The organism is Paractinoplanes toevensis, from assembly GCF_018332695.1.
Classification (GTDB): domain Bacteria; phylum Actinomycetota; class Actinomycetes; order Mycobacteriales; family Micromonosporaceae; genus Actinoplanes; species Actinoplanes toevensis.
This window is the reverse complement of the sequence record NZ_BOQN01000167.1, coordinates 1-17922: the sequence shown is the minus strand read 5'-3', so window position 1 is coordinate 17922 and position 17922 is coordinate 1. Positions and strand designations below refer to the sequence as shown.

The following is a 17922-nucleotide window of genomic DNA, read 5'->3' as shown; positions in this document are numbered from 1 at the left end:
TAGATCGTCTGGCTGGCGTCGCCGACCACGGTGAGGTCGTCGCGGCCGCCCAGCCAGGCGTCGAGCAGCCGCTGCTGGAGCGGGTTGACGTCCTGGTATTCGTCCACGACGAAGTGCCGGTACTGCGCGCGGATCTCGTCGGCGACATCCGCGTGCTCCTCGATGCCCCAGACCGCGGCACGCAGCATGTCCTCGAAGTCGATCACGCCCTGGCGGCGCTTGAGCGTCTCGTAGGCCGCGAACACCTCGGCGACCTTGGCCGGCTCGTGCGGCGGCTCGCGGTGGGCCTTGGTGGCGGCCACCGCATATTCCCCCGGCTCGACCAGCGACGATTTGGCCCACTCGATCTCACCGGCCAGGTCGCGGGCGGCGGTGCGGTCGGCGCGGACACCGACCCGGGCCGCGGCCAGGCCGACCATGCGGGCCTTGGACTCGAGCAGCTCGGGCATCGCCCGGCCCTCGAGCAGCCGGGAGGCGAAATAGCGCACCTGGCGCAGGGCGGCGGCGTGGAAGGTGCGCGCCTGCACGCCGGTGGCACCGAGCGCGCCGAGCCGGGCGCGCATCTCGGCGGCGGCCCGCGCGGTGAACGTGACGGCGAGCACGTGCCGGGGGCTGATCTCGCCGGTGAGCGTGCGATAGGCGATGCGGTGGGTGATGGCCCGGGTCTTGCCGGTGCCGGCACCGGCCAGGATGCAGACCGGGCCCGCGGGCGCGGTCACCACCGTCCGCTGTTCGGGGTCGAGCCCGGCCAGCACCGCATCACTCAGCACGTCGGGAATCATGGCACTCGGGTCTGACGTTATGCCGGAAGGCGGAGTGCCATGTGACCCAGCCGAGAGGATCTTGACCGATGTTGACCATGTATTCGACGTCCTGGTGCGGTTATTGCCACCGACTCAAGTCGCAGCTCGACCGTGAAGGCATCGCATACGACGTAGTCGACATCGAGCAGGACGAGACGGCGGCGGAGTTCGTGCAGAGCGTGAACGGCGGCAACCGTACGGTCCCGACCTTGAAGTTCGACGACGGCTCGGCTCTGACGAACCCGTCGATCATTCAGGTCAAGGAGCACCTCGCGGCGATCGCCGCCTGATCTTCCGCGGAGCGCGGCATCCCGATGGGATGCCGCGCTTCTGCCTACGCGGGGACGAGCGAAGCGGCCTTCTCCTCGGCATCCGCGATGATCGCGTCGAGTTCCTCGTCGCCCAGGGCCAACTCGTCGGCGAGCGAGGCAAAGAGCAGCAGGTGTACGGCGAGCAGAATGCTGCCGTCGATGTCGCCGATCGGAACCGTCTCACCGAGCGCGTGCCGCACCAGCATCTCGGCGTCGAGGATCGGCAGGCCGGCGACGGCGTGCTCGTGCACGGCCGTGGCCACGGTGCGGCTGATCTCGGTGAGCGGAGTCTCGGGCTCGAACCGACGGCGCACCGCCAGACCGAAAGCGATCTCCCACACCCGGCGAGCCGCGTCGTCGATGTCACTCGGAGGTGTGCCGAGCCGGGCGGGTGCGTCGTCGCGGGCGGCCTGCCGCAGGTACCGACCGGCCGGCGTGGCGATCACCCCGGGCTGGTGGTCCATCCCGGGCGGGAGCTGGCCGGAGAGCGCGCCGACGGAGGCCGTCCGGTGTTCCTCGTGCTGCCGCTCCCCCGTCACCGACGGCGGCTCGGTCGGCCAGGCCGACCGGCGACGGCTCCGGTTCGCCTCGGACTGCGGCGGGGGCAGCTCGGCCACCTGCTCCTCGGTCTCGGCGCGCTGGGCCGACCGGCGTCGGCTCGGGCTCACCTCAGCCGATTCCTCGGGCAGCTCCGCAACCTGCTCCTCGATCTCGGCGCGCTGGGTGGAGCGGCGACGGTTGCGGCTCACATCGACCGCCGGCCGACGACCCGGTTGCGCGGCCGGTCGAAGCGGGCCACCCGCTGCTCGGCCTGATCGACGAGGGCGAGCAACTCGCCGTCGGGCACGCCGGGTGGGCGGGCCAGGTCGCCGACCACGTGGCAGATCAGCTCGAAGCGGCGCAGCTCGGGCACGCCGTTCGCCAGCTCCGGCTCGCTGATGCCGGCCCGGATCATGGCCTCGGCCTCCCGGGCCAACTCACCCTGGGCCGGCAGTGATTGGTACTCGAGCAGGTCCCGCACGTAGCGGGTTACGTCGCGCGGTTCACGCCCGACGAAGCTGCGGCGGACCGCCACGATGAAGAGCTCGCGCAGCAGCCGGACGGCGCGTGGCGAGTCGTTGAGACGAGACAGCGACCGCGCCGGGCGCTCTTCCCCCAATGCTTCGAGGATGAGCCGGCCCGCCGCGGTCGCCGCTTTGTCTAATGTCCCGGTTTGCCCCACATGGGGGACTCTAACCGGTGGTTACGGGATGAGAGCCGGAATGCTGGAGTCGAGCAGGCCCCGCTCCTTGAGCGCGCCGTACAGCGGCGTGGTCTCCGGGAAGTGGCCCCAGGCGTGGTCTCCGCTGCCGTCGCCGGCGTGGCCGAGGAGCTGCTTCTGCACCGGGTTGAGGCTGTCGAACCAGTCCGTCTGCGGCAGATCGGCGACGTCGTCGCGGCCGGCGATCCAGCGCGGGGTGTAACCGAAGAACGCGCCCATGCGGGTGAAGGGCGAGTAGTTGTCGGAGCGCGCGTGCCAGATGCGGCGGTCGAAGACGACCAGGTCGCCGGGGTTCGCGGTGACCTGGGTCGCGCCCTCCGGCTCCGGCCACGGAACGCCACGGCTCGGCGGGCCGGGCAGCCAGTTGGTCTTGTGGCTACCGGGGATCACGGTGAAGTTGCCGCGACCGGTCTCGCTCACGTCGGAGAACCAGAACGCCAGCTTCACGGAGAGCATCGGGCGCGGATCGGTCTCGATCTCCCGGTTCTGCCGGCCGCCGTCCTGGTGCCAGTGCCACCACTCCTTCGTCTTCTCGTGGATCTGCGGGTGCACGTCCACGTGGGAGTGGTAAATGTGAATGTTCCAGCCCAGCAGCGACCAGATGTACTTGAACGCCACCGGGTGGTCGATCAGGTAGGCCAGCTCGGGGACGGAGGTAATCGCGGAAAGCTGGTGCAGCGCACCGGTCGCGCTCAGGCCGTGGCCGCCGGGCTGCTGAGCCCGCTCGTACGCACCCTGGATCGCGTTCTGCCCGACCTTGATCTCGCTCTCACTGAGCACGCCGGGAATCACGAGAATCCCGTCCTGGTCGAACTTGGCACGCTCGTCGTCCGTCATGGGGGTCCATGCCGGCGCTTCCACCTGCGTCATCGAAATTTCCACCTCTCGGTCTTTGTACTTCGAGACGCGGCGGAGGCGCGTTTTGGTTACTCCGGAAGCAGAAAACTTCTCTACTTAGAGCAACTTCGATCCACTATCGGCCGAAACCGCCCAACCAGGTCTCAATCAGGTAGAACGCGATAGAGGATCGCATAGGAAGGCTCATCTTGATGCCCGTATCGGGGTGAACGAAGCCTCCGGCGATCATCTTGGCGACCTCGTCCCGCGTGAACCAGTGAGCTTCGTCGATCTCCTCGGGGTCGAGGCGCATCGGCGTGTCCGGGTCGGCGGTGGCGTGGAAACCGAGCATCAGCGAACCGGGGAACGGCCACGACTGGCTTCCGGAGTACGTCAGGCCGGTCAGCCCGATGCCTACCTCCTCGGCGACCTCGCGCCAGACCGCCGCCTCGGCCGACTCGCCGGGCTCGACGTAACCGGCCAGGCAGGAGAACCGGACCACACCGTCGGGGCTGGGCGGCCAGGTGGAGTTGTGGCCGAGCAGGCAGCGCCCGGCCGGACCGGTCACCCCGTCGTGCACCAGCACGATCATCGCCGGGTCGGTGCGCGGCCACATCAGGTTGCCCTCGGGGTCCTTCCGCGCCCAGCCGGCCTCGACCGACTCGGTGGGCAGCCCGGTCTTCGGCGAGAACACGTGGCTGCGGTGCCAGTTGCCGAGCGCGGCCGCGGCCGTGAACAGTCCCGCGTCCCGGTCGTCGAGCAGGTGCCCGACATCGCGCAGGGTCACCGACCGGGTGCCGGTCACCTCGGGCAGCGGCGCCGCCACCGTCCAGAGCGGGGTGCCGTCGGTGTCGATGCCGAGGAACCAGTGCTCGACCTCCGGCGCGTCGGCCGCGGCCACCAGCACCAGCCCGGCACCGCCGTCCGGACGGTCGGCGATCAGTGCCCGGCCGCCCTTGGCCGGGTCGACGACCAGCACCAGGCCACGCGACCAAGCCTCGGCGAGCCAGGCGTCGTCCTTGCGGCGCAGTGCGGACCGGTCGAGCGTCGTGCGGGCCAGCGGCGGCACGTCGCTGGTGAACTCCGGCGGAATGGTCACTAGGCGTCGCGCTCCACGGTCGTCAGGGCCGCCAGCGGCGCGGCGACCCTCTCCGCGTCGCCGAGCACCACGGTGACCGCCCGGGACGGGGCCAGGAACTCCGACGCAGCCGCGGCGACCTCGTCGAGCGTCGCGGTGGCCAGGGCCGCCGAGTGCTCGCGCAGGTGCTCCAGACGCAGGCCGAAGCTCGCGTACATACTCGCCAGCCCGGCCAGGCCGGCCTGGGTCGACATGCCGAGCCGCAGCGTGCCGAGGGCGTAACGGCGAGCCTGTTCGAGCTCTTCCTCGCCGGGCGGGAGGCTGGCGATGCGGCCGAGCTCGTAGAGGGTCTCGAGCAGGGACGGGCCGGTCACCTCGGTGGCGACCTCGGCCGCGACCAGCAGTGCCGAGCCGGCCAGGTAGTGCTCGATCGAGGTGTGCGGGCCGTACGTGTAGCCCTTGTCCTCGCGCATGTTCTCCACCCAGCGGGACGAGAAATAGCCGCCGAAGACCAGGTTGGCCAGCTGCAGGGGCGCATATTGCGGATCGGTGCGGGACACCGCGGGCAGCGCCATCCGCAGCGAGGACTGCACCGCGCCGGGCCGGTCGACCAGCAGCAGCGGGCCGGGCTCCAGCGGTGGCGTCGCCGGCACGGTCTCCTCCCGGCCGGGGCCGGTCCAGCTGCCGAGCGCCTTCTCGGCCGCGTCGATCGCCTTCTCCGGGCTGATGTCGCCGACCAGCACCAGCACCGAGCCGTTCGGCCGGACCCGGTCGGCGTGCAGACTGCGCAGCTGGGCCGGGCGAACCGCGCGCACCTGGTCGGGCTCGGGGGTCTGCACCGCGTAGGGGTGGTTGCCGTACATCCGCTTGAGCAGGGCCGTGCGGGCCACGTGCCCCGGCTGCATCAGCGCCACCTGGATGTGGTCGACCAGGCGATCGCGCTCGGTCGCGACCTCGGATTTCGGGTAGGCCGGGTCGGTGAGCACCGAGGCCAGGATCTCCAGCATCCGGTCCAGGCCGGAGGCCAGCGCGTTACCGGTAACCAGCAGACGGTCCGGGTCGAGACCCGCGGACAGGCCGCCGCCGACCGCCTGCAACCCGGCCGCGATGTCGACGCTCGACATCGTGCCGGTGCCGGTGAACAGCGCCTGGGACAGCAGAGTGGCCCGGGGCAGCGCCGCCTTGCTGAACGGGATCCGCAGGCGCAGCTCCACCAGCGGCACCGAGGTGCGCCGGATGGCGATCACGGTGAGCCCGCCGGGCAGCGTGCGCTCGGCCTGCTTGGGCAGCTTGAGCTTGGCGTCGGGGACCAGATCGGGCAGGGATTTGGCGCTCATGTCAGCTCCTCGCTTCGCTCCGAGCTGCCAAGAGCAAATTCCGCACTGCGCTTACTGATTCGCTCGCTACGCTCGCTCATGAAGCAGCTCCGGGAAGGACCTCGACGGTGGAACGCCCCTCGGGGCGCAGGGTGGCCGCGGCGGTGACGATCTGGGCCTCGGTGACCTCGCCGACCAGCCTGGGTAGTTCGTTGAGCAGCCCGGGGTCGCCGCGCTGCAGCTCCAGCACGGCCATCGGCAGCGCCCGGCCGAGCACCGCGTCGGTGTCGCGCAGCAGGTGGGTGGCGATGCGGGCCTGGGTGCGCTCGAGCTCGCCAGGGGTCAGGCCGTCCTGCACCAGGCGGTCGATCTCCTCGTCGACGGTGCGCAGCACCTTTTCGGAGTCGCCGCCGGGCGGCATGTGCGCCTGCAGGAGCAGCGCGGTGGGGTTGCGCACGCCGAACTCGTCGCCCATGAACCCGATGTAACCGCCGATGCTGGTGACCGACCGGTCGCGCTGGACCAGCCGCTCGATCAGGCGGGACGCCTCGCCGTCGGTGAGCACCTCGGCGAGCACCACGAATGGCAGGTAGTCGGCGAAGTGGGCGATCGGGTCGGGCACCCGCCAGGCGCTGGCCACGCCGCCGAGCGGGGCGAGCCGGTCGGTGTAGGTGTCGCGGCGCTCGCCGTCGTGGCCGGGCTCGTCGAAGTCGGGCAGCTTCGGTGCCGGGCGGGCCGGCACGTCGCCGAAGTGCCGGCGGATCATCGCGGTCGCCTCGGCCACGTCGAAGTCACCGGCCACCGCGAGGGTGGCGTTGCCGGCCGCGTAGTAGCGGTCGAAGAACGCCTTCGCGTCGTCGACCGTCGCGCTCTCCAGGTCGTCGAACGAGCCGTAGCCGTCGTGCGCGTTGGCGAACGTGGAGAACATCACCGGCGGGAGCTTGAGCCAGGGAAACCCGCCGTACGGCCGGTTCAGGACGTTGACCCGGATCTCTTCCTTGACCACGTCGATCTGGTTGAGCAGGTTTTCCTCGGTCAGGCGCGGGCCGCGCATGCGGTCGGCCTCGAGGAAGAGCGCTCGTTCGAGGGCGCCGGCCGGCAGCACCTCGAAGTAATCGGTGTAGTCGAGGTGGGTGGAGCCGTTGAACGTGCCCCCGGCGCCCTGCACGTGCCGGAAGTGGGCGAGTTTCTCGAGGTTCTCCGAGCCCTGGAACATCAGGTGCTCGAAGAGGTGAGCGAAGCCCGTGCGCCCCTCGGGTTCGGAGCGGATGCCCACGTCGTAGACCACGGCGACGCCCACGACCGGTGCGCTGCGATCGGGCGTGAGCACCACCCGCAGGCCGTTGTCCAGGGTGAATCGCTCCACCGGGTACTTCGTTGCGGGGATCTTTCTGCTGCGCGCCACGGACTGACATTAGCGCGCTCCGTGTTCACCGGCGGCACGGCAGGTCACGGATCTTGCCTCGATCGGGTCCCGCTATGCGGTCCGGTCTTGACGCGGCAATCCCACCTCGTCCATTATTCCCATCCATCGGATAGGTAAAGCAGAGTTTCGCAACCGGGAGACCGGAGAGGAGGGCCGGATCGTGTATGTGTCGGCGCGCACCGACTATGCCGTCCGAGCCATGCTCGCCATCACGGCCGAGCATCCCCACCTGGTCAAGGCCGCCGGCCTGGCCGCGACCCAGGACATCCCGCTGAGCTTCTTACAGGGAATCCTGCTCGATCTCCGGCGAGCCGGACTGCTGCACAGCCACCGCGGCGTCGACGGCGGTTACGCCCTCGCCCGACCGGCCACCGAGATCACCGTCGGTGACGTGGTCCGGGCGGTCGGCGGTGCCCTGACCACGGTCCGCGGGATGCCCACCGCCACTACCACCTACCACGGCGCGGCCTCCGGGCTCCGCGACGTGTGGGTCGCCGTCGAGGAAGCCATCGAAGGCGTCGTCGACCACAAGACCTTGGCCGAGCTCTCCCGCTTGGCCGGAACGCACCAACCCTCCCCGATGAAGAACTGAAATTAGGAGTGAGATGAGCTCCCCCACCTTTCCGCAGCTGGGTGCCGGGCTGCCCCGGCGGCGCGTCTTCGCCATCGCCGGCGCCCTGCTGACCGCGTCCGCCCTCGCGGCCTGCGGCGACGACGACGAGGACGGCACTCCCACCACGTCCGCGTCCGGCGGCGCCGAGGCGTCGGCGCTCCGGCTCGGCTACTTCCCGAACATCACCCACGCGCCCGCCCTGGTCGGCGTGAACAAGGGTTTGTTCGCGGAGGCTCTGGGAAGCACCAAGCTCGACGCGAAGACCTTCAACGCCGGGCCTGCCGCGATCGAGGCGCTCGTCTCCGGCGCCATCGACGCCACCTACATCGGCCCGAACCCGGCGATCAACAGCTGGGCGCAGTCCAAGGGCCAGTCGCTGAAGATCATCGCGGGCAGCACCTCCGGCGGCGCCGGCCTGGTGGTCAAGCCGGCCATCAACGGCCCGGCCGACCTCAAGGGCAAGAAGCTCGCGACGCCGCAGCTGGGCAATACCCAGGACGTGGCGCTGCGGGCCTGGCTCAAGTCGAACAACCTCAACGCCGACGCCCAGGGCGGCGGCGACGTCTCGATCCTGCCGCAGGACAACGCCACCGCGCTGCAGGCCTTCCAGCAGGGCGCGATCGACGGCGCCTGGATCCCGGAGCCCTTCCTGAGCCGGTACCAGCTCGAGGCCGGCGGCAAGCTGCTGGTCAACGAGAAGGACCTCTGGACGGACACGAGCGGCCAGTTCGTCACCACCCACGTGATCGTCAGCCAGGAGTTCCTGAAGAAGTACCCGGGAACGGTCACGAAGCTGATCCAGGGGCACCTGAAGGCGCTCGACTTCATCAAGACCAGCGACGCGGACGCGCAGAAGGCGGCCAACGCCCAGATCGAGGCTCTCAGCGGCAAGCCGCTGAAGGACAACGTGCTGGCCTCCGCGTTCAAGAACCTGACATTCACCGCGGACCCGATCGCCGCGTCGTTGTACACCAGTGCCAAGCACGCCCAGGACGTCGGCCTGCTCAAGGACGTCGACCTCAAGGGCATCTACGACCTCGGAGCGCTGAACGCACTGCTGACCGCGGCTGGACAGCCGGCGGTCAGCGACGCTGCGTCCTGATTCCCCAGGGAGAGCCAGTGAGCCTTGTTGAAACCCAGACCCCGCGGCCGGACACCGGCCGCGGGGACGCGGTTGTCCGCCTAGAGAACGTCTCCAAGCAGTACGGGTCCGGCAGCAACGCCCTGCTCGCCCTGGACCGCGTCTCGCTGACCGTCCGGCAGGGCGAGTTCGTCTGCCTGCTGGGCGCCTCCGGCTGCGGCAAGAGCACTCTGCTCTCGCTGGTCGCGGGGCTCGACAAGATCACTGGCGGCACCCTGGACATCGGCGGGCGACCCGTCTCGCTGATGTTCCAGGAGGCCGCCCTGTTCCCCTGGCTCTCCGTCGTCGGCAATGTCGAACTGCCGCTGCGACTGCAGGGCGTGGGCAAGGCCGAGCGCCGCAAGCGCGCCGAGGAGTTGCTGGAGATCGTGCGGCTGAGTGGCTTTGGCCACAAACGGCCGCACGAGCTCTCCGGCGGCATGCGCCAGCGGGTCGCGCTGGCCCGGGCGCTCGCCCAGAACGCCGACATCCTGCTGATGGACGAGCCGTTCGGCGCGCTCGACGCGATGACCCGCGACATCCTGCACGACGAGCTGGAGCGGATCTGGCGGGAGCAGAACCTGACCGTCCTGTTCGTGACGCACAACGTGCGCGAGGCGGTGCGGCTCGGCGACCGGGTGATCCTGCTCAGCAGCCGGCCCGGCCGGGTGATCGAGGACTTCCCGATCACCCACGAGCGCCCCCGGCGCATCGACTCCCCCGAGGTCTCCGGCCAGGCCGCCGAGATCACCGACCGGCTCCGCGCGGAGGTCGCCCGCCATGCCCATTAAGTACCCGTCCGCCCGTGCCGGGCTGGAAGGCGCCGGCGGCGAGAGCGCGGTCGCCGAGGTGCCCGAAAAGGTCGGCGTCAACCCGACGAACGACCAGGTCAGCGGCCTCGATGCGCTGGAGCTGGCGCCGAGGAGCGACAAGGGCACGCTCGGCAAGCGGATCTGGCGCAGCGCCTGGCCGAAGCTGCTGGCCATCGCGATCGTCGTGCTGATCTGGCAGATCGTGGTGTGGTCGGAGTGGAAGCCGGAATACGTGCTGCCCGGGCCGAAGACGGTCTTCACCGACCTGGGCGACGTGATCACCACCGGTGACTTCTGGGACGGCGTACGGCTGACCCTGATCCGGGCGCTCACCGGCTTCGCACTGGCCGTCATCATCGGCACCGCGGTGGGTGCCGCGGTGTCCCGCTTCGCGCCCTTGCGGGCCGCGATCGGCTCGCTGATCACCGGCCTGCAGACGATGCCGTCGATCATGTGGTTCCCGCTGGCCATCCTGCTGTTCCAGATCAGCGAGAGCGCCATCATGTTCGTGGTCATCATCGGCGCCGCGCCGTCGGTGGCGAACGGCCTGATCAGCGGGATCGACTACGTGCCCCGCACCTGGCTGCGGGTCGGCCAGGTGCTCGGCATGAAGGGCCTCGCGAAATACCGGCACCTGATCCTGCCGGCGTCACTGCCGTCGTTCATCTCCGGGCTCAAGCAGGGCTGGGCGTTCTCCTGGCGCAGCCTGATGGCCGGTGAGCTGCTGGTCATCGTGCCGGGTGCGCTCTCCATCGGCGTACGCATGCAGCAGGCTCGTGATCTTTCCGACTCCAGCCTGGTGATCTGCTACATCATCGTGGTGCTGGTGATCGGCATCCTGATCGATGTGCTGTTCAACGCGGCCGACAACGCCCTGCGCAAGCGCTGGGGCCTGACCGGCAGCTAGGGAGTCCGGACCGACTTGAGCACGTCGTCGACCACGAAGTCCCACTGCTTGTGGGTGCCCGGGATCGAGACGTAGAGGACAGCCGCCGTCGACTTGCCGACGTCGATGACCGCCACTGCCGAGAGCTCGTCGGTGGCGGTCAGCCCGGCCTGCTTGAAGTGCAGCCGGAACTCGTTGAGATAGGCCGGCTTGCCGCCCAGCGTGGTCATCCTGTCCTGGATCATCTCCATCGTGTTGGGCTGCGGGTAATACTCCGCCCGCACGTCCGCGGCCACCTGCCGGCCCACACACTCCAGGTCGACGATCCCGCCGTCGTTGTCGGCGGCCGGCACCGCCGCGGACAGGATCGACGCGTGGTACTCCCCGCCGCTGTAGGGCTCGGTCACGAAATGCTGCCCCACCTTGTACGGCACCTCCAGCGTCCCGGCCCGCCACACGGTGTTCCACGGGACCCAGGGCGCCCCGTACGCCTTGTAGGAGATGCCGGCATCCGGGTCCGTCGTCCGTGCGCCGGTCTCGGGCGGCAGCGCGCTCGGCGCCTGGGTCGGCCCGGCGCTCGGTGACACGCTCGGCGCCGGGCAGGCCTGGGCCAGCGGCGGCCGCACGTCGGTCGGCGCGGACGCCCGGTCGCGGAACGGGTTGCTGCCGGACGCGAACACCAGGAGCAGGATGATCGTCAGACCGATCGCCAGGATCGCGCCCGCGATGCCCGCGAAGATCAGCATCTGCCGGCGGCGGCGCTGCGGCCCGTCCGGCCCCGGCTTCTCGTCCGGCGGTGGATCGCGCGGCGGCGGGGTGACCGGCGGCAGACCCGGGGCCGTCACCATGCCCGATGCGAACCGGCCACCGGGCTGTTGCCAGGAGAAGGTCGTCGGCTCAGACATGAATCCCAGTGAACACCACGCAGGCTGCTATTGCGTCACGGCGCTCGCTCAGCCGATCGGCGGAACCGCCGTATACCACGGCGTGAACGCGACCACGAGGACCAGCGCCAGACCCGCGCAGGCCACCCCGAACACGAACGCGAGCTCACGGCGTGCGGACGTGCTGCGCATGCGGATCCCCCCGGACCGGTCACGGAAATGAGCGTCACCGACTAAGACGCCGCAGAGGGCCATGTGGTTGCACCCCGAACCAGCCGATCTTCAGGTGTTTCGGCTACCGTCTCTCCATGGAACTCGTGTATCCCCCGGTCATCGCCTTAGCCAAGACGATGTTCCGCGCCCTCGACATGCGGATTGAGGTCGACGGCGCCGAGCACATTCCGCGCGAGGGTGGGGCGGTGCTGGCGAGCAACCATGTCAGCTACCTCGACTTCATCTTCTGCGGCCTGGCCGCCCAGCCGGCCAAGCGCCTGGTGCGCTTCATGGCGAAGAAGCAGGTTTTCGACCACAAGGTGAGCGGCCCGCTGATGCGCGGCATGCGGCACATCCCGGTCGATCGCGACGCCGGTGCCTCATCGTTCCGCGAGGCCACCACCGCGCTGAAGAACGGTCAGGTGGTCGGTGTCTTCCCGGAGGCGACGATCAGCGAGTCGTTCACGGTCAAGGAGATGAAGTCGGGCGCGGTGCGGCTGGCCCGCTCGGCCAAGGTGCCGCTGATCCCGATGGTGGTGTGGGGTCCGCATCGCCTGTGGACCAAGGGCCACAAGAAAGACCTGACCAAGCGGCACGTCCCCGTGCTGATCAAGGTCGGCGAGGCCATCGAGCTGCCCAAGGGCGTCACCCCCGAGGCGCTGACGGCCACGCTGCGGACCCGCCTCAGCGAACTGCTCGACGCGGTGCAGAAGGCGTACCCGGAAAAGCCTGCCGGTCCCGACGACCGCTGGTGGCTCCCCGCGCACATGGGTGGCACGGCGCCGCTGCCGGAGGCAGCAGCCGTCTGACCTTTGGCTTTCGAAACACGTCGGCGCCGCACCCCGGGCTGGGGTGCGACGCCGATTTTTCGATCTTAGTTTTTGATGAAGGGTCAGACTGCGCGGATGTTCGCGGCCTGCGGGCCCTTCTGGCCCTGCGTAACCTCGAACTCAACCCGCTGGTTCTCTTCCAGGCTGCGGTAGCCCGACATCTGGATCGCGGAGAAGTGGGCGAAGACGTCGGCCCCGCCGTCGTCCGGGGTGATGAACCCGAAGCCCTTGTCCGCGTTGAACCACTTCACAACGCCGGTAACCATGATCGTCTCCTCGACGGTCGATCGCTCCCGCCATTATGGACGGGAGCGGTGTGATAAGACTCGGATTTCCCGAGTCTCGTGTCGCCGTACTGATCGCCCGAACCGGAGAAACCCGGGTTACGACAAAGAGCGCCTGGGGCAGATTTCCCCACAGGCGCTCCTAAGTACTTGGGAACCAAACGAACAACGGTCGGAGCGTAGCACGGGTTAGGGGGTTCAGCGGTGATCGGCACACATCTGGCACAACAGCTGAAGGAGGCCGGCCTCATCTGGAAGCCGGCGCTGGGCGATCGCTTCGCGATTCCCGACCGGGACCTCGACGAGGAGGTCTTCGTGCTCAGCAACATGACCATCGAGGTGCACACGATGCCGGAGGGAAAGGTGATCGGCTTCAACGGCACCACCGAGTGGGCCCTCGACGACGTGGAGATCGACGAGACCATCTGGCTGCCCCGCGAGGACCAGCTGCGGGAACTGCTCGGCGGGACCTTCCGCGGTCTGCGCCGCGACGCCGACGGGTACGAGGTACACATCGACCTGCTCGGCGAGGAACGACGGTTCGCCGGGGCGACCGCCGACGAGGCGTACGCGTCGGCGTTACTGCACCTGCTGGCCTCGATCACCCAGTAGCGGGACCTCGACCACCAGGGCCGCCAGTTCGTCCGCGTCGAGCAGATCGACCGGGCGGACGGTGACCTGGTCGCGCACGTAGTGGAAGCCGGCCTTGACCCGGTTCACCGGCACCCCCGCGAGCGACGCCCAGGCCACCCGATAGGCGGCCAGCTGCACGGCCGCGGCCTCCGCCTCGACCCCGGACGGGCGGCGGCCGGTCTTCCAGTCGATCACGTCGTAGCGGTTGGCCGACTCGGCGAAGACGGCGTCCATCCGGCCGCGCACCACCACCCCGGCCACCGAGGTCGCGAACGGGACCTCCACCTCGATCGGGGTGCGCTCGGCCCACTCGCCGCTCAGGAACGCCGCCTGCAGCGCCGCCAACTCCTCGTCGGCGGCCGCGTCCTCGTCCGCCGCACCCGGCAGCTCGTCGATGTCGATCAGGCGGGCCGACCCGAACCGCTGCTCCAGCCACGCGTGGAACGCGGTACCGCGCCGGGCCTGCGGTGCCGGGCGCTGCGGCAGCGGGCGGCGCAGCGAGCGGGCCAGGGCCTGCGGGTCGCGGCGCAGCACCACCAGCTGGGAGACCGACAGGTGGGTGGGCAGGGCCACCTCCAGCGGGCCGTCCCGGCGGGCCCGTTCCTCCCGCTCGGCCAGCAGCAGGACCGACTCCCGGCGCCAGCGGGCGATGTCCGGGTCGTCGGCCGCGGCATCGGCGTTCTCGGTGGCCTGGCGGATCTCCTCCGGGGGGATGCCGACCAGCTCGGCGGCGAACCCGGCCCGGGCGGCCACCTCCGGCTCCCGGGCGGCCAGATCGGCGAAGGCGGCCGCGGCCGAGGCGTCCGGGTCGGCGATCATCCGGCGGATCAGGTCGGCGGCCACGGTCATCGCCGGGCGGCGCCGGCCCAGCGGGTCGAACGGCCACTCCATCGGCTCGGCCTCCCCCGTCGCGGGGTTGGTGGCCTCCGGCGTCGGCTCCGGCGTCCAGCGGTCCACCACGCCGGCACCGCCGTCGCAGGTCGCCCGGATCTCGTCGAGGAAGACCGACGGGCCGCGCGGCCGCTTCACGCCATCGCCCCACCAGTAGCCGGAGCACAGCAGCAGCCGTCGAGGACGGGTCACCGCCACGTACGCGAGGCGGCGCTCCTCCCGTACGTCGTGTTCCCGCCACTCCCGGCCGAACGCCGACACCGCGGCCAGCGCATCCTTCTGGTCGACCGCCTCGGACAGGTCCAGCCGGGGCAGGCCGTCCGAGTCGCCGCGCAACGGGAAGGGCAGCACGCCGATACCCATCAGGTAATGGTCGGTGCCCCGAGTCAGCCCCGGCCAGACGCCCTTGCTGAGGCCGGCCACCGACACGACGTCCCACTCCAGGCCCTTCGCGGCGTGCGCGGTCAGGATCTGCACGGCACCCTCGACCACGTCGACCTGACCCGGTTCCAGGCCCCGCTCCTCCTCCTCGGCGGCGGCCAGGAAGGCCAGGAAACCGGCGAGGGTGCCACCGTCGGTCTCGCCGGCGTAGCGGGCCGCCACATCACCGAGCGCGTCCAGGTGACCGCGAGCCAGCCCGGCGTCGCCGGCCTGCCAGCCGCGCACCGCCACCTCGACGTCCAGGCCCGTCGTCCGCTCGATGTCGGCGACCAGGTCGGGCAGGGGCTGGTCGAGTCGCTGCCGGAGCGAGCTCAGCTCCCGGCTGTACGCCCGCAGCCGCAGGTAGCCCTCGGCCGAGTACTGCTGCGGGGCACCCAGGTCGGCCATCGCCTCGATCAGGGTGGCGTCGTCGAGCCGGTCGGCCAGGATCTCCTCCGGCTCGGTCCGGTTGACCACCTCGGCCCGGGCGGCCGCCAGCGAACGGGCCCGCCGATGCAGGGCGACCAGGTCACGCGGGCCGATCCGCCAGCGCGAGCCGGTCAGCATGCGCAGCAGCGAGGCACCGTCGGTCGGGTCGGCCAGCACCCGCAGCGTCGAGGTGACGTCGCGGACCTCCGGCGTGTCCAGCAGACCGCCCAGGCCGACCACCTCGACCGGCAGGCCGACTCGGCGCAGCGCCTGCTCGATCGCCGGGATCTGGCTGCGCACCCGCACCAGCACGGCGCTGGTCGGGCGCTGCTCCAGCGGAATCTCGTCGGCCTCGGCCTGCGGCCGGCCGGACGAGATCCGCCAGGCGGTCAGCATCTGCTCGGCGATCCATTCGGCCTCTTCGGCGTACGTCTCCAAAAGTGCACAGGTGACCGTGCGGCCCCCCACGTCCCGTTTGACGTTGGGCGCCGCCACCAGGGTCGCCACCCGCGCACCGGCCGCCCGCAACGGCCGGGACAGCTCGTTCGCCACCGACAGGATCTGCGGGCGGTTACGCCAGCTCCTGGTCAGGCCCAGCACCCGCGCGTCCCGGCCCTGAGCATCGGGGAACTGCGCCGGAAAACGCTCGAGCGTGCCCGCCGACGCACCCCGCCAGCCGTAGATCGACTGGCACGGGTCGCCGACCGCGGTCACCGGATGGCCGCCGCCGAACAGGGCGTTCAGCATCGTCACCTGGGCGTGGCTGGTGTCCTGGTACTCGTCGAGGAGCACGATGCGGAACCGGTCGCGCTCCACCTCGCCGACCGCCGGATGGTTGCGGGCGACCAGCGCGGCCCGGGCCATCTGGTCGCCGAAGTCCATCGCCTCCAGGTCGAGTTTGCGCTGCTCGTAGAGGCGCACCAGGGGGAGCAGGGTGAGCCGGTGGCGCTGCCGCGCCAGAGTGTCGGCGACGTCCTTGTAGACCCGGCCCGGCAACTCCTGCACCTCGGCGAAGAACCGGCCGGTCCAGGCGGCCAGCTGATCCGGGGTGACCAGGTGCTCGGCGAGCTCGCCGGAGAGCGCCAGAACGTCGTCGGTGACCGTGCCCGGCGCCCGGTTCAGGCCGGTCATCTCGCCGGTGTAGGAGCGCACCAAGGAGTCGACGATCTGCCAGCGGGCCGCCTCGGTGAGCAACCGGGCCGACGGCTCGTAACCGGCGCGCAGGCCGTGCTCGGTGACGACCCGGGCGGCATAGGAGTGATATGTCGAGATGGTGGCCTCACCGGCGAACGCGTCGTCCCGGCCGATCCGGCGCACCAGCTGGCCGAGCCGGGTGCGGACCCGGTGGGCCAGCTCGCCGGCCGCCTTGCGGGTGAAGGTGAGGCCGAGGATCTGGTCCGGCCGGGCATAACCGTTGGCGACCAGCCACACCACCCGCGAAGCCATCGTCTCGGTCTTGCCCGAGCCAGCCCCCGCCACCACCAGGAACGGCCGCACCGGCGCCGAGATGATCTCGATCTGCTCCTCGGTCGGCCGGTGCAGGCGCAACAGCCTGGCCAACTCGGCCGGCGTGTAGCGCGGTCCCGAGTCGGCACGGCGGCGCGGCGCCGCCGGTTCGTCGGCGAAGAGGCTGGGCTGGGTCACTGCGTATCTTCTACTACCTGGCGCCCCTTGCCGGAAATCGGGCAGCTGGTGCGGACCGGGCAGACCCGGCACCGGCTGTTGGCGACGGCCGAAAACGTGGCCGCGGCCATCGTCTCGGCGGTGCGCCGCACCATCGCGTGCGCCCACTGCGGGTCGACCGCGTCGGCCAGCGGCAGCTGCATCTGCTCCCGGGCGTCCTTCCCCGGCCCGAGCTGCACCAGCGCCGCACCACCACTCGCCAGCCCGTAATCGCCGAACGCACCCGCCTCCACCGCGGCCTGATATCCGGCCAGCTGGGCGTGCTCCTCCACATCGGCCGACGAGACGGTCGTGGACTTGCCGGTCTTCAGGTCGATGACGACCAGCCGGCCCTCCTCGTCCACCTCCAACCGGTCCACTCGCCCGGTGAGCTGAATCGGCCGCGTCTCGTCCTCGAGCCGCACCGTGAACTCGTGCTCGATCGCCAGCAGCCGGCGCGGGTTGCCGGCCAGCCAGCGCAGCAACTTGTCGACCATGCCCTGGGCACGCTCCTGCTCCGGACCGGCCAGCCAGCGCGCGGCCAGCTCGATCTCGGCAAACCGGGCCGAGACGTACTCGACCAGCTTCTCCCGGTCGGCGTTGGCGTCCTCGGCGAGCATCGCGGCCGCGTGCACCAAGTTGCCCACCCCCTGCGCCGGCCCCGGCGGTGCCGCACCGCCGTGGCGTTCCAGCAGCCAGCGCAGGCTGCAACGCAGCGCACTCTCCATCGAGGAGGGGGTGACCTTGACCGGTTGCCCTTCGTCGACCAGCGGCCGATCGTCGGATAACGGCCGCAGCCCCCACCACTCGTCCGGATGAGCTCCGGGCACACCGGCGGCGGCCAGCCGGGCGAGTTCGGCGGCCGCGGCGCGCCGCCGGCTGGGCGTCTGGTCCTTCCCCACCACGACGGTACGGAGTTCAGCCACCAGTCCCGCCAGCGTCAGCGCCCGCGGCGCCCGCCCGACCGGAAGCTCGATGGCCGCATCGACCCGCTCCTCCACGGCCGACGCGGCGTCCCCACCACCGACGGGTTCGACCGCGCTCTCACCGCTACCCGGCTCCACCAGGTGCTCGCCGCCCAGCCCGCCAGGCGCAAAAACCGCCGAACCGCCGGAATCGGCCAGACCGACGAGGCCCGCGGGATCCGCAGGGCCGCCGATGTCGTCGGGATCGGCCGGATCGCCGGGCTTGGCCGGATCGCCCGGCCCGCCAG

General features: G+C 70.6%; 19 protein-coding genes. 7 read left to right on the top strand and 12 right to left on the bottom strand.

Features of this window, described 5'->3' with window-relative positions:
- Nucleotides 1–770 (bottom strand): UvrD-helicase domain-containing protein (locus Ato02nite_RS48560; protein ID WP_438873130.1); only part of this gene is annotated, 770 nt, incomplete at its 3' end.
- Between the two features lie 80 nt (nucleotides 771–850).
- Between Ato02nite_RS48560 and Ato02nite_RS48555 the strand changes: the two genes are divergently transcribed.
- Nucleotides 851–1093, top strand: coding sequence for a mycoredoxin (locus tag Ato02nite_RS48555; RefSeq protein ID WP_213013529.1), 243 nt, complete (start codon nucleotides 851–853; stop codon nucleotides 1091–1093).
- A 44-nt stretch (nucleotides 1094–1137) separates the two neighbouring features.
- Here the strand turns inward: Ato02nite_RS48555 and Ato02nite_RS48550 are convergent, their stop codons facing one another.
- The 6 genes from Ato02nite_RS48550 to Ato02nite_RS48525 all read right to left on the bottom strand — a co-directional run bounded on the left by Ato02nite_RS48550 (nucleotide 1138) and on the right by Ato02nite_RS48525 (nucleotide 7011).
- On the bottom strand, nucleotides 1138–1863 hold the full coding sequence (locus Ato02nite_RS48550) for a hypothetical protein (RefSeq protein WP_213013528.1): 726 nt from the start codon (nucleotides 1861–1863) through the stop codon (nucleotides 1138–1140).
- A complete protein-coding gene (locus Ato02nite_RS48545) occupies nucleotides 1860–2273 on the bottom strand; it encodes a hypothetical protein (RefSeq protein WP_213013527.1) in 414 nt (137 codons plus the stop codon). The genes Ato02nite_RS48550 and Ato02nite_RS48545 overlap by 4 nt, the downstream gene beginning before the upstream one ends.
- An 84-nt stretch (nucleotides 2274–2357) precedes the next feature.
- Nucleotides 2358–3212: a phytanoyl-CoA dioxygenase family protein gene (locus Ato02nite_RS48540; RefSeq protein ID WP_246608204.1), complete on the bottom strand. Its 855-nt coding sequence runs from the start codon at nucleotides 3210–3212 to the stop codon at nucleotides 2358–2360.
- 136 nt (nucleotides 3213–3348) lie between these two features.
- A complete protein-coding gene (nudC, locus tag Ato02nite_RS48535; protein ID WP_438873129.1) occupies nucleotides 3349–4311 on the bottom strand; it encodes an NAD(+) diphosphatase in 963 nt (320 codons plus the stop codon).
- The gene (locus tag Ato02nite_RS48530) at nucleotides 4311–5627 is read right to left on the bottom strand and encodes a M16 family metallopeptidase (RefSeq protein ID WP_213013525.1); all 1317 of its coding nucleotides are present in this window, start codon (nucleotides 5625–5627) and stop codon (nucleotides 4311–4313) included. The genes nudC and Ato02nite_RS48530 overlap by 1 nt, the downstream gene beginning before the upstream one ends.
- A 76-nt stretch (nucleotides 5628–5703) precedes the next feature.
- Entirely contained in the window at nucleotides 5704–7011 is a 1308-nt protein-coding gene (locus Ato02nite_RS48525; protein WP_213013524.1) for a M16 family metallopeptidase, read from the bottom strand.
- 181 nt (nucleotides 7012–7192) lie between these two features.
- On the opposite strand from Ato02nite_RS48525, the gene Ato02nite_RS48520 reads away from it, so the two are divergent.
- The 4 genes from Ato02nite_RS48520 to Ato02nite_RS48505 are packed head-to-tail and all read left to right on the top strand — an operon-like array spanning nucleotide 7193 to nucleotide 10484.
- Complete coding sequence (locus Ato02nite_RS48520; protein WP_213013523.1) at nucleotides 7193–7624, top strand: RrF2 family transcriptional regulator; 432 nt, start codon at nucleotides 7193–7195, stop codon at nucleotides 7622–7624.
- A 13-nt stretch (nucleotides 7625–7637) separates the two neighbouring features.
- Nucleotides 7638–8747 carry an ABC transporter substrate-binding protein gene (locus Ato02nite_RS48515; RefSeq protein ID WP_213013522.1) on the top strand — a complete coding sequence of 370 codons (1110 nt, stop codon included), beginning with the start codon at nucleotides 7638–7640 and terminating at the stop codon, nucleotides 8745–8747.
- Nucleotides 8748–8764: 17 nt separating this feature from the next.
- Complete coding sequence (locus tag Ato02nite_RS48510; RefSeq protein WP_213013521.1) at nucleotides 8765–9556, top strand: ABC transporter ATP-binding protein; 792 nt, start codon at nucleotides 8765–8767, stop codon at nucleotides 9554–9556.
- The gene (locus tag Ato02nite_RS48505) at nucleotides 9546–10484 is read left to right on the top strand and encodes an ABC transporter permease (RefSeq protein ID WP_213013520.1); all 939 of its coding nucleotides are present in this window, start codon (nucleotides 9546–9548) and stop codon (nucleotides 10482–10484) included. Before Ato02nite_RS48510 ends, Ato02nite_RS48505 begins: the two co-directional genes overlap by 11 nt.
- Here the strand turns inward: Ato02nite_RS48505 and Ato02nite_RS48500 are convergent.
- Entirely contained in the window at nucleotides 10481–11368 is an 888-nt protein-coding gene (locus Ato02nite_RS48500) for a hypothetical protein (protein ID WP_213013519.1), read from the bottom strand. The two genes, Ato02nite_RS48505 and Ato02nite_RS48500, sit on opposite strands and share 4 nt — an antisense overlap.
- Nucleotides 11369–11416: 48 nt before the next feature.
- Nucleotides 11417–11539, bottom strand: a complete 123-nt coding sequence (locus tag Ato02nite_RS52780; RefSeq protein WP_281419909.1) for a hypothetical protein — start codon at nucleotides 11537–11539, stop codon at nucleotides 11417–11419.
- A gap of 116 nt (nucleotides 11540–11655) precedes the next feature.
- Between Ato02nite_RS52780 and Ato02nite_RS48495 the strand changes: the two genes are divergently transcribed.
- A complete protein-coding gene (locus tag Ato02nite_RS48495; protein ID WP_213013518.1) occupies nucleotides 11656–12369 on the top strand; it encodes a lysophospholipid acyltransferase family protein in 714 nt (237 codons plus the stop codon).
- 83 nt (nucleotides 12370–12452) lie between these two features.
- Here the strand turns inward: Ato02nite_RS48495 and cspE are convergent, their stop codons facing one another.
- Nucleotides 12453–12656 (bottom strand): transcription antiterminator/RNA stability regulator CspE, encoded by a 204-nt coding sequence (cspE, locus tag Ato02nite_RS48490; protein ID WP_030442529.1) that lies wholly within the window; start codon nucleotides 12654–12656, stop codon nucleotides 12453–12455.
- Nucleotides 12657–12878: 222 nt separating this feature from the next.
- Between cspE and Ato02nite_RS48485 the strand changes: the two genes are divergently transcribed.
- A complete protein-coding gene (locus tag Ato02nite_RS48485) occupies nucleotides 12879–13286 on the top strand; it encodes a pilus assembly protein CpaE (RefSeq protein WP_213013517.1) in 408 nt (135 codons plus the stop codon).
- Here Ato02nite_RS48485 and Ato02nite_RS48480 read toward each other — a convergent pair.
- Together Ato02nite_RS48480 and Ato02nite_RS48475 are read right to left on the bottom strand one after the other, a co-directional pair.
- Nucleotides 13254–16691 (bottom strand): ATP-dependent helicase, encoded by a 3438-nt coding sequence (locus Ato02nite_RS48480; protein WP_213013516.1) that lies wholly within the window; start codon nucleotides 16689–16691, stop codon nucleotides 13254–13256. The genes Ato02nite_RS48485 and Ato02nite_RS48480 overlap by 33 nt on opposite strands.
- A partial coding sequence (locus Ato02nite_RS48475) for a RecB family exonuclease (protein ID WP_246608203.1) occupies nucleotides 16688–17922 on the bottom strand: 1235 nt, incomplete at its 5' end. The genes Ato02nite_RS48480 and Ato02nite_RS48475, both read right to left, overlap by 4 nt.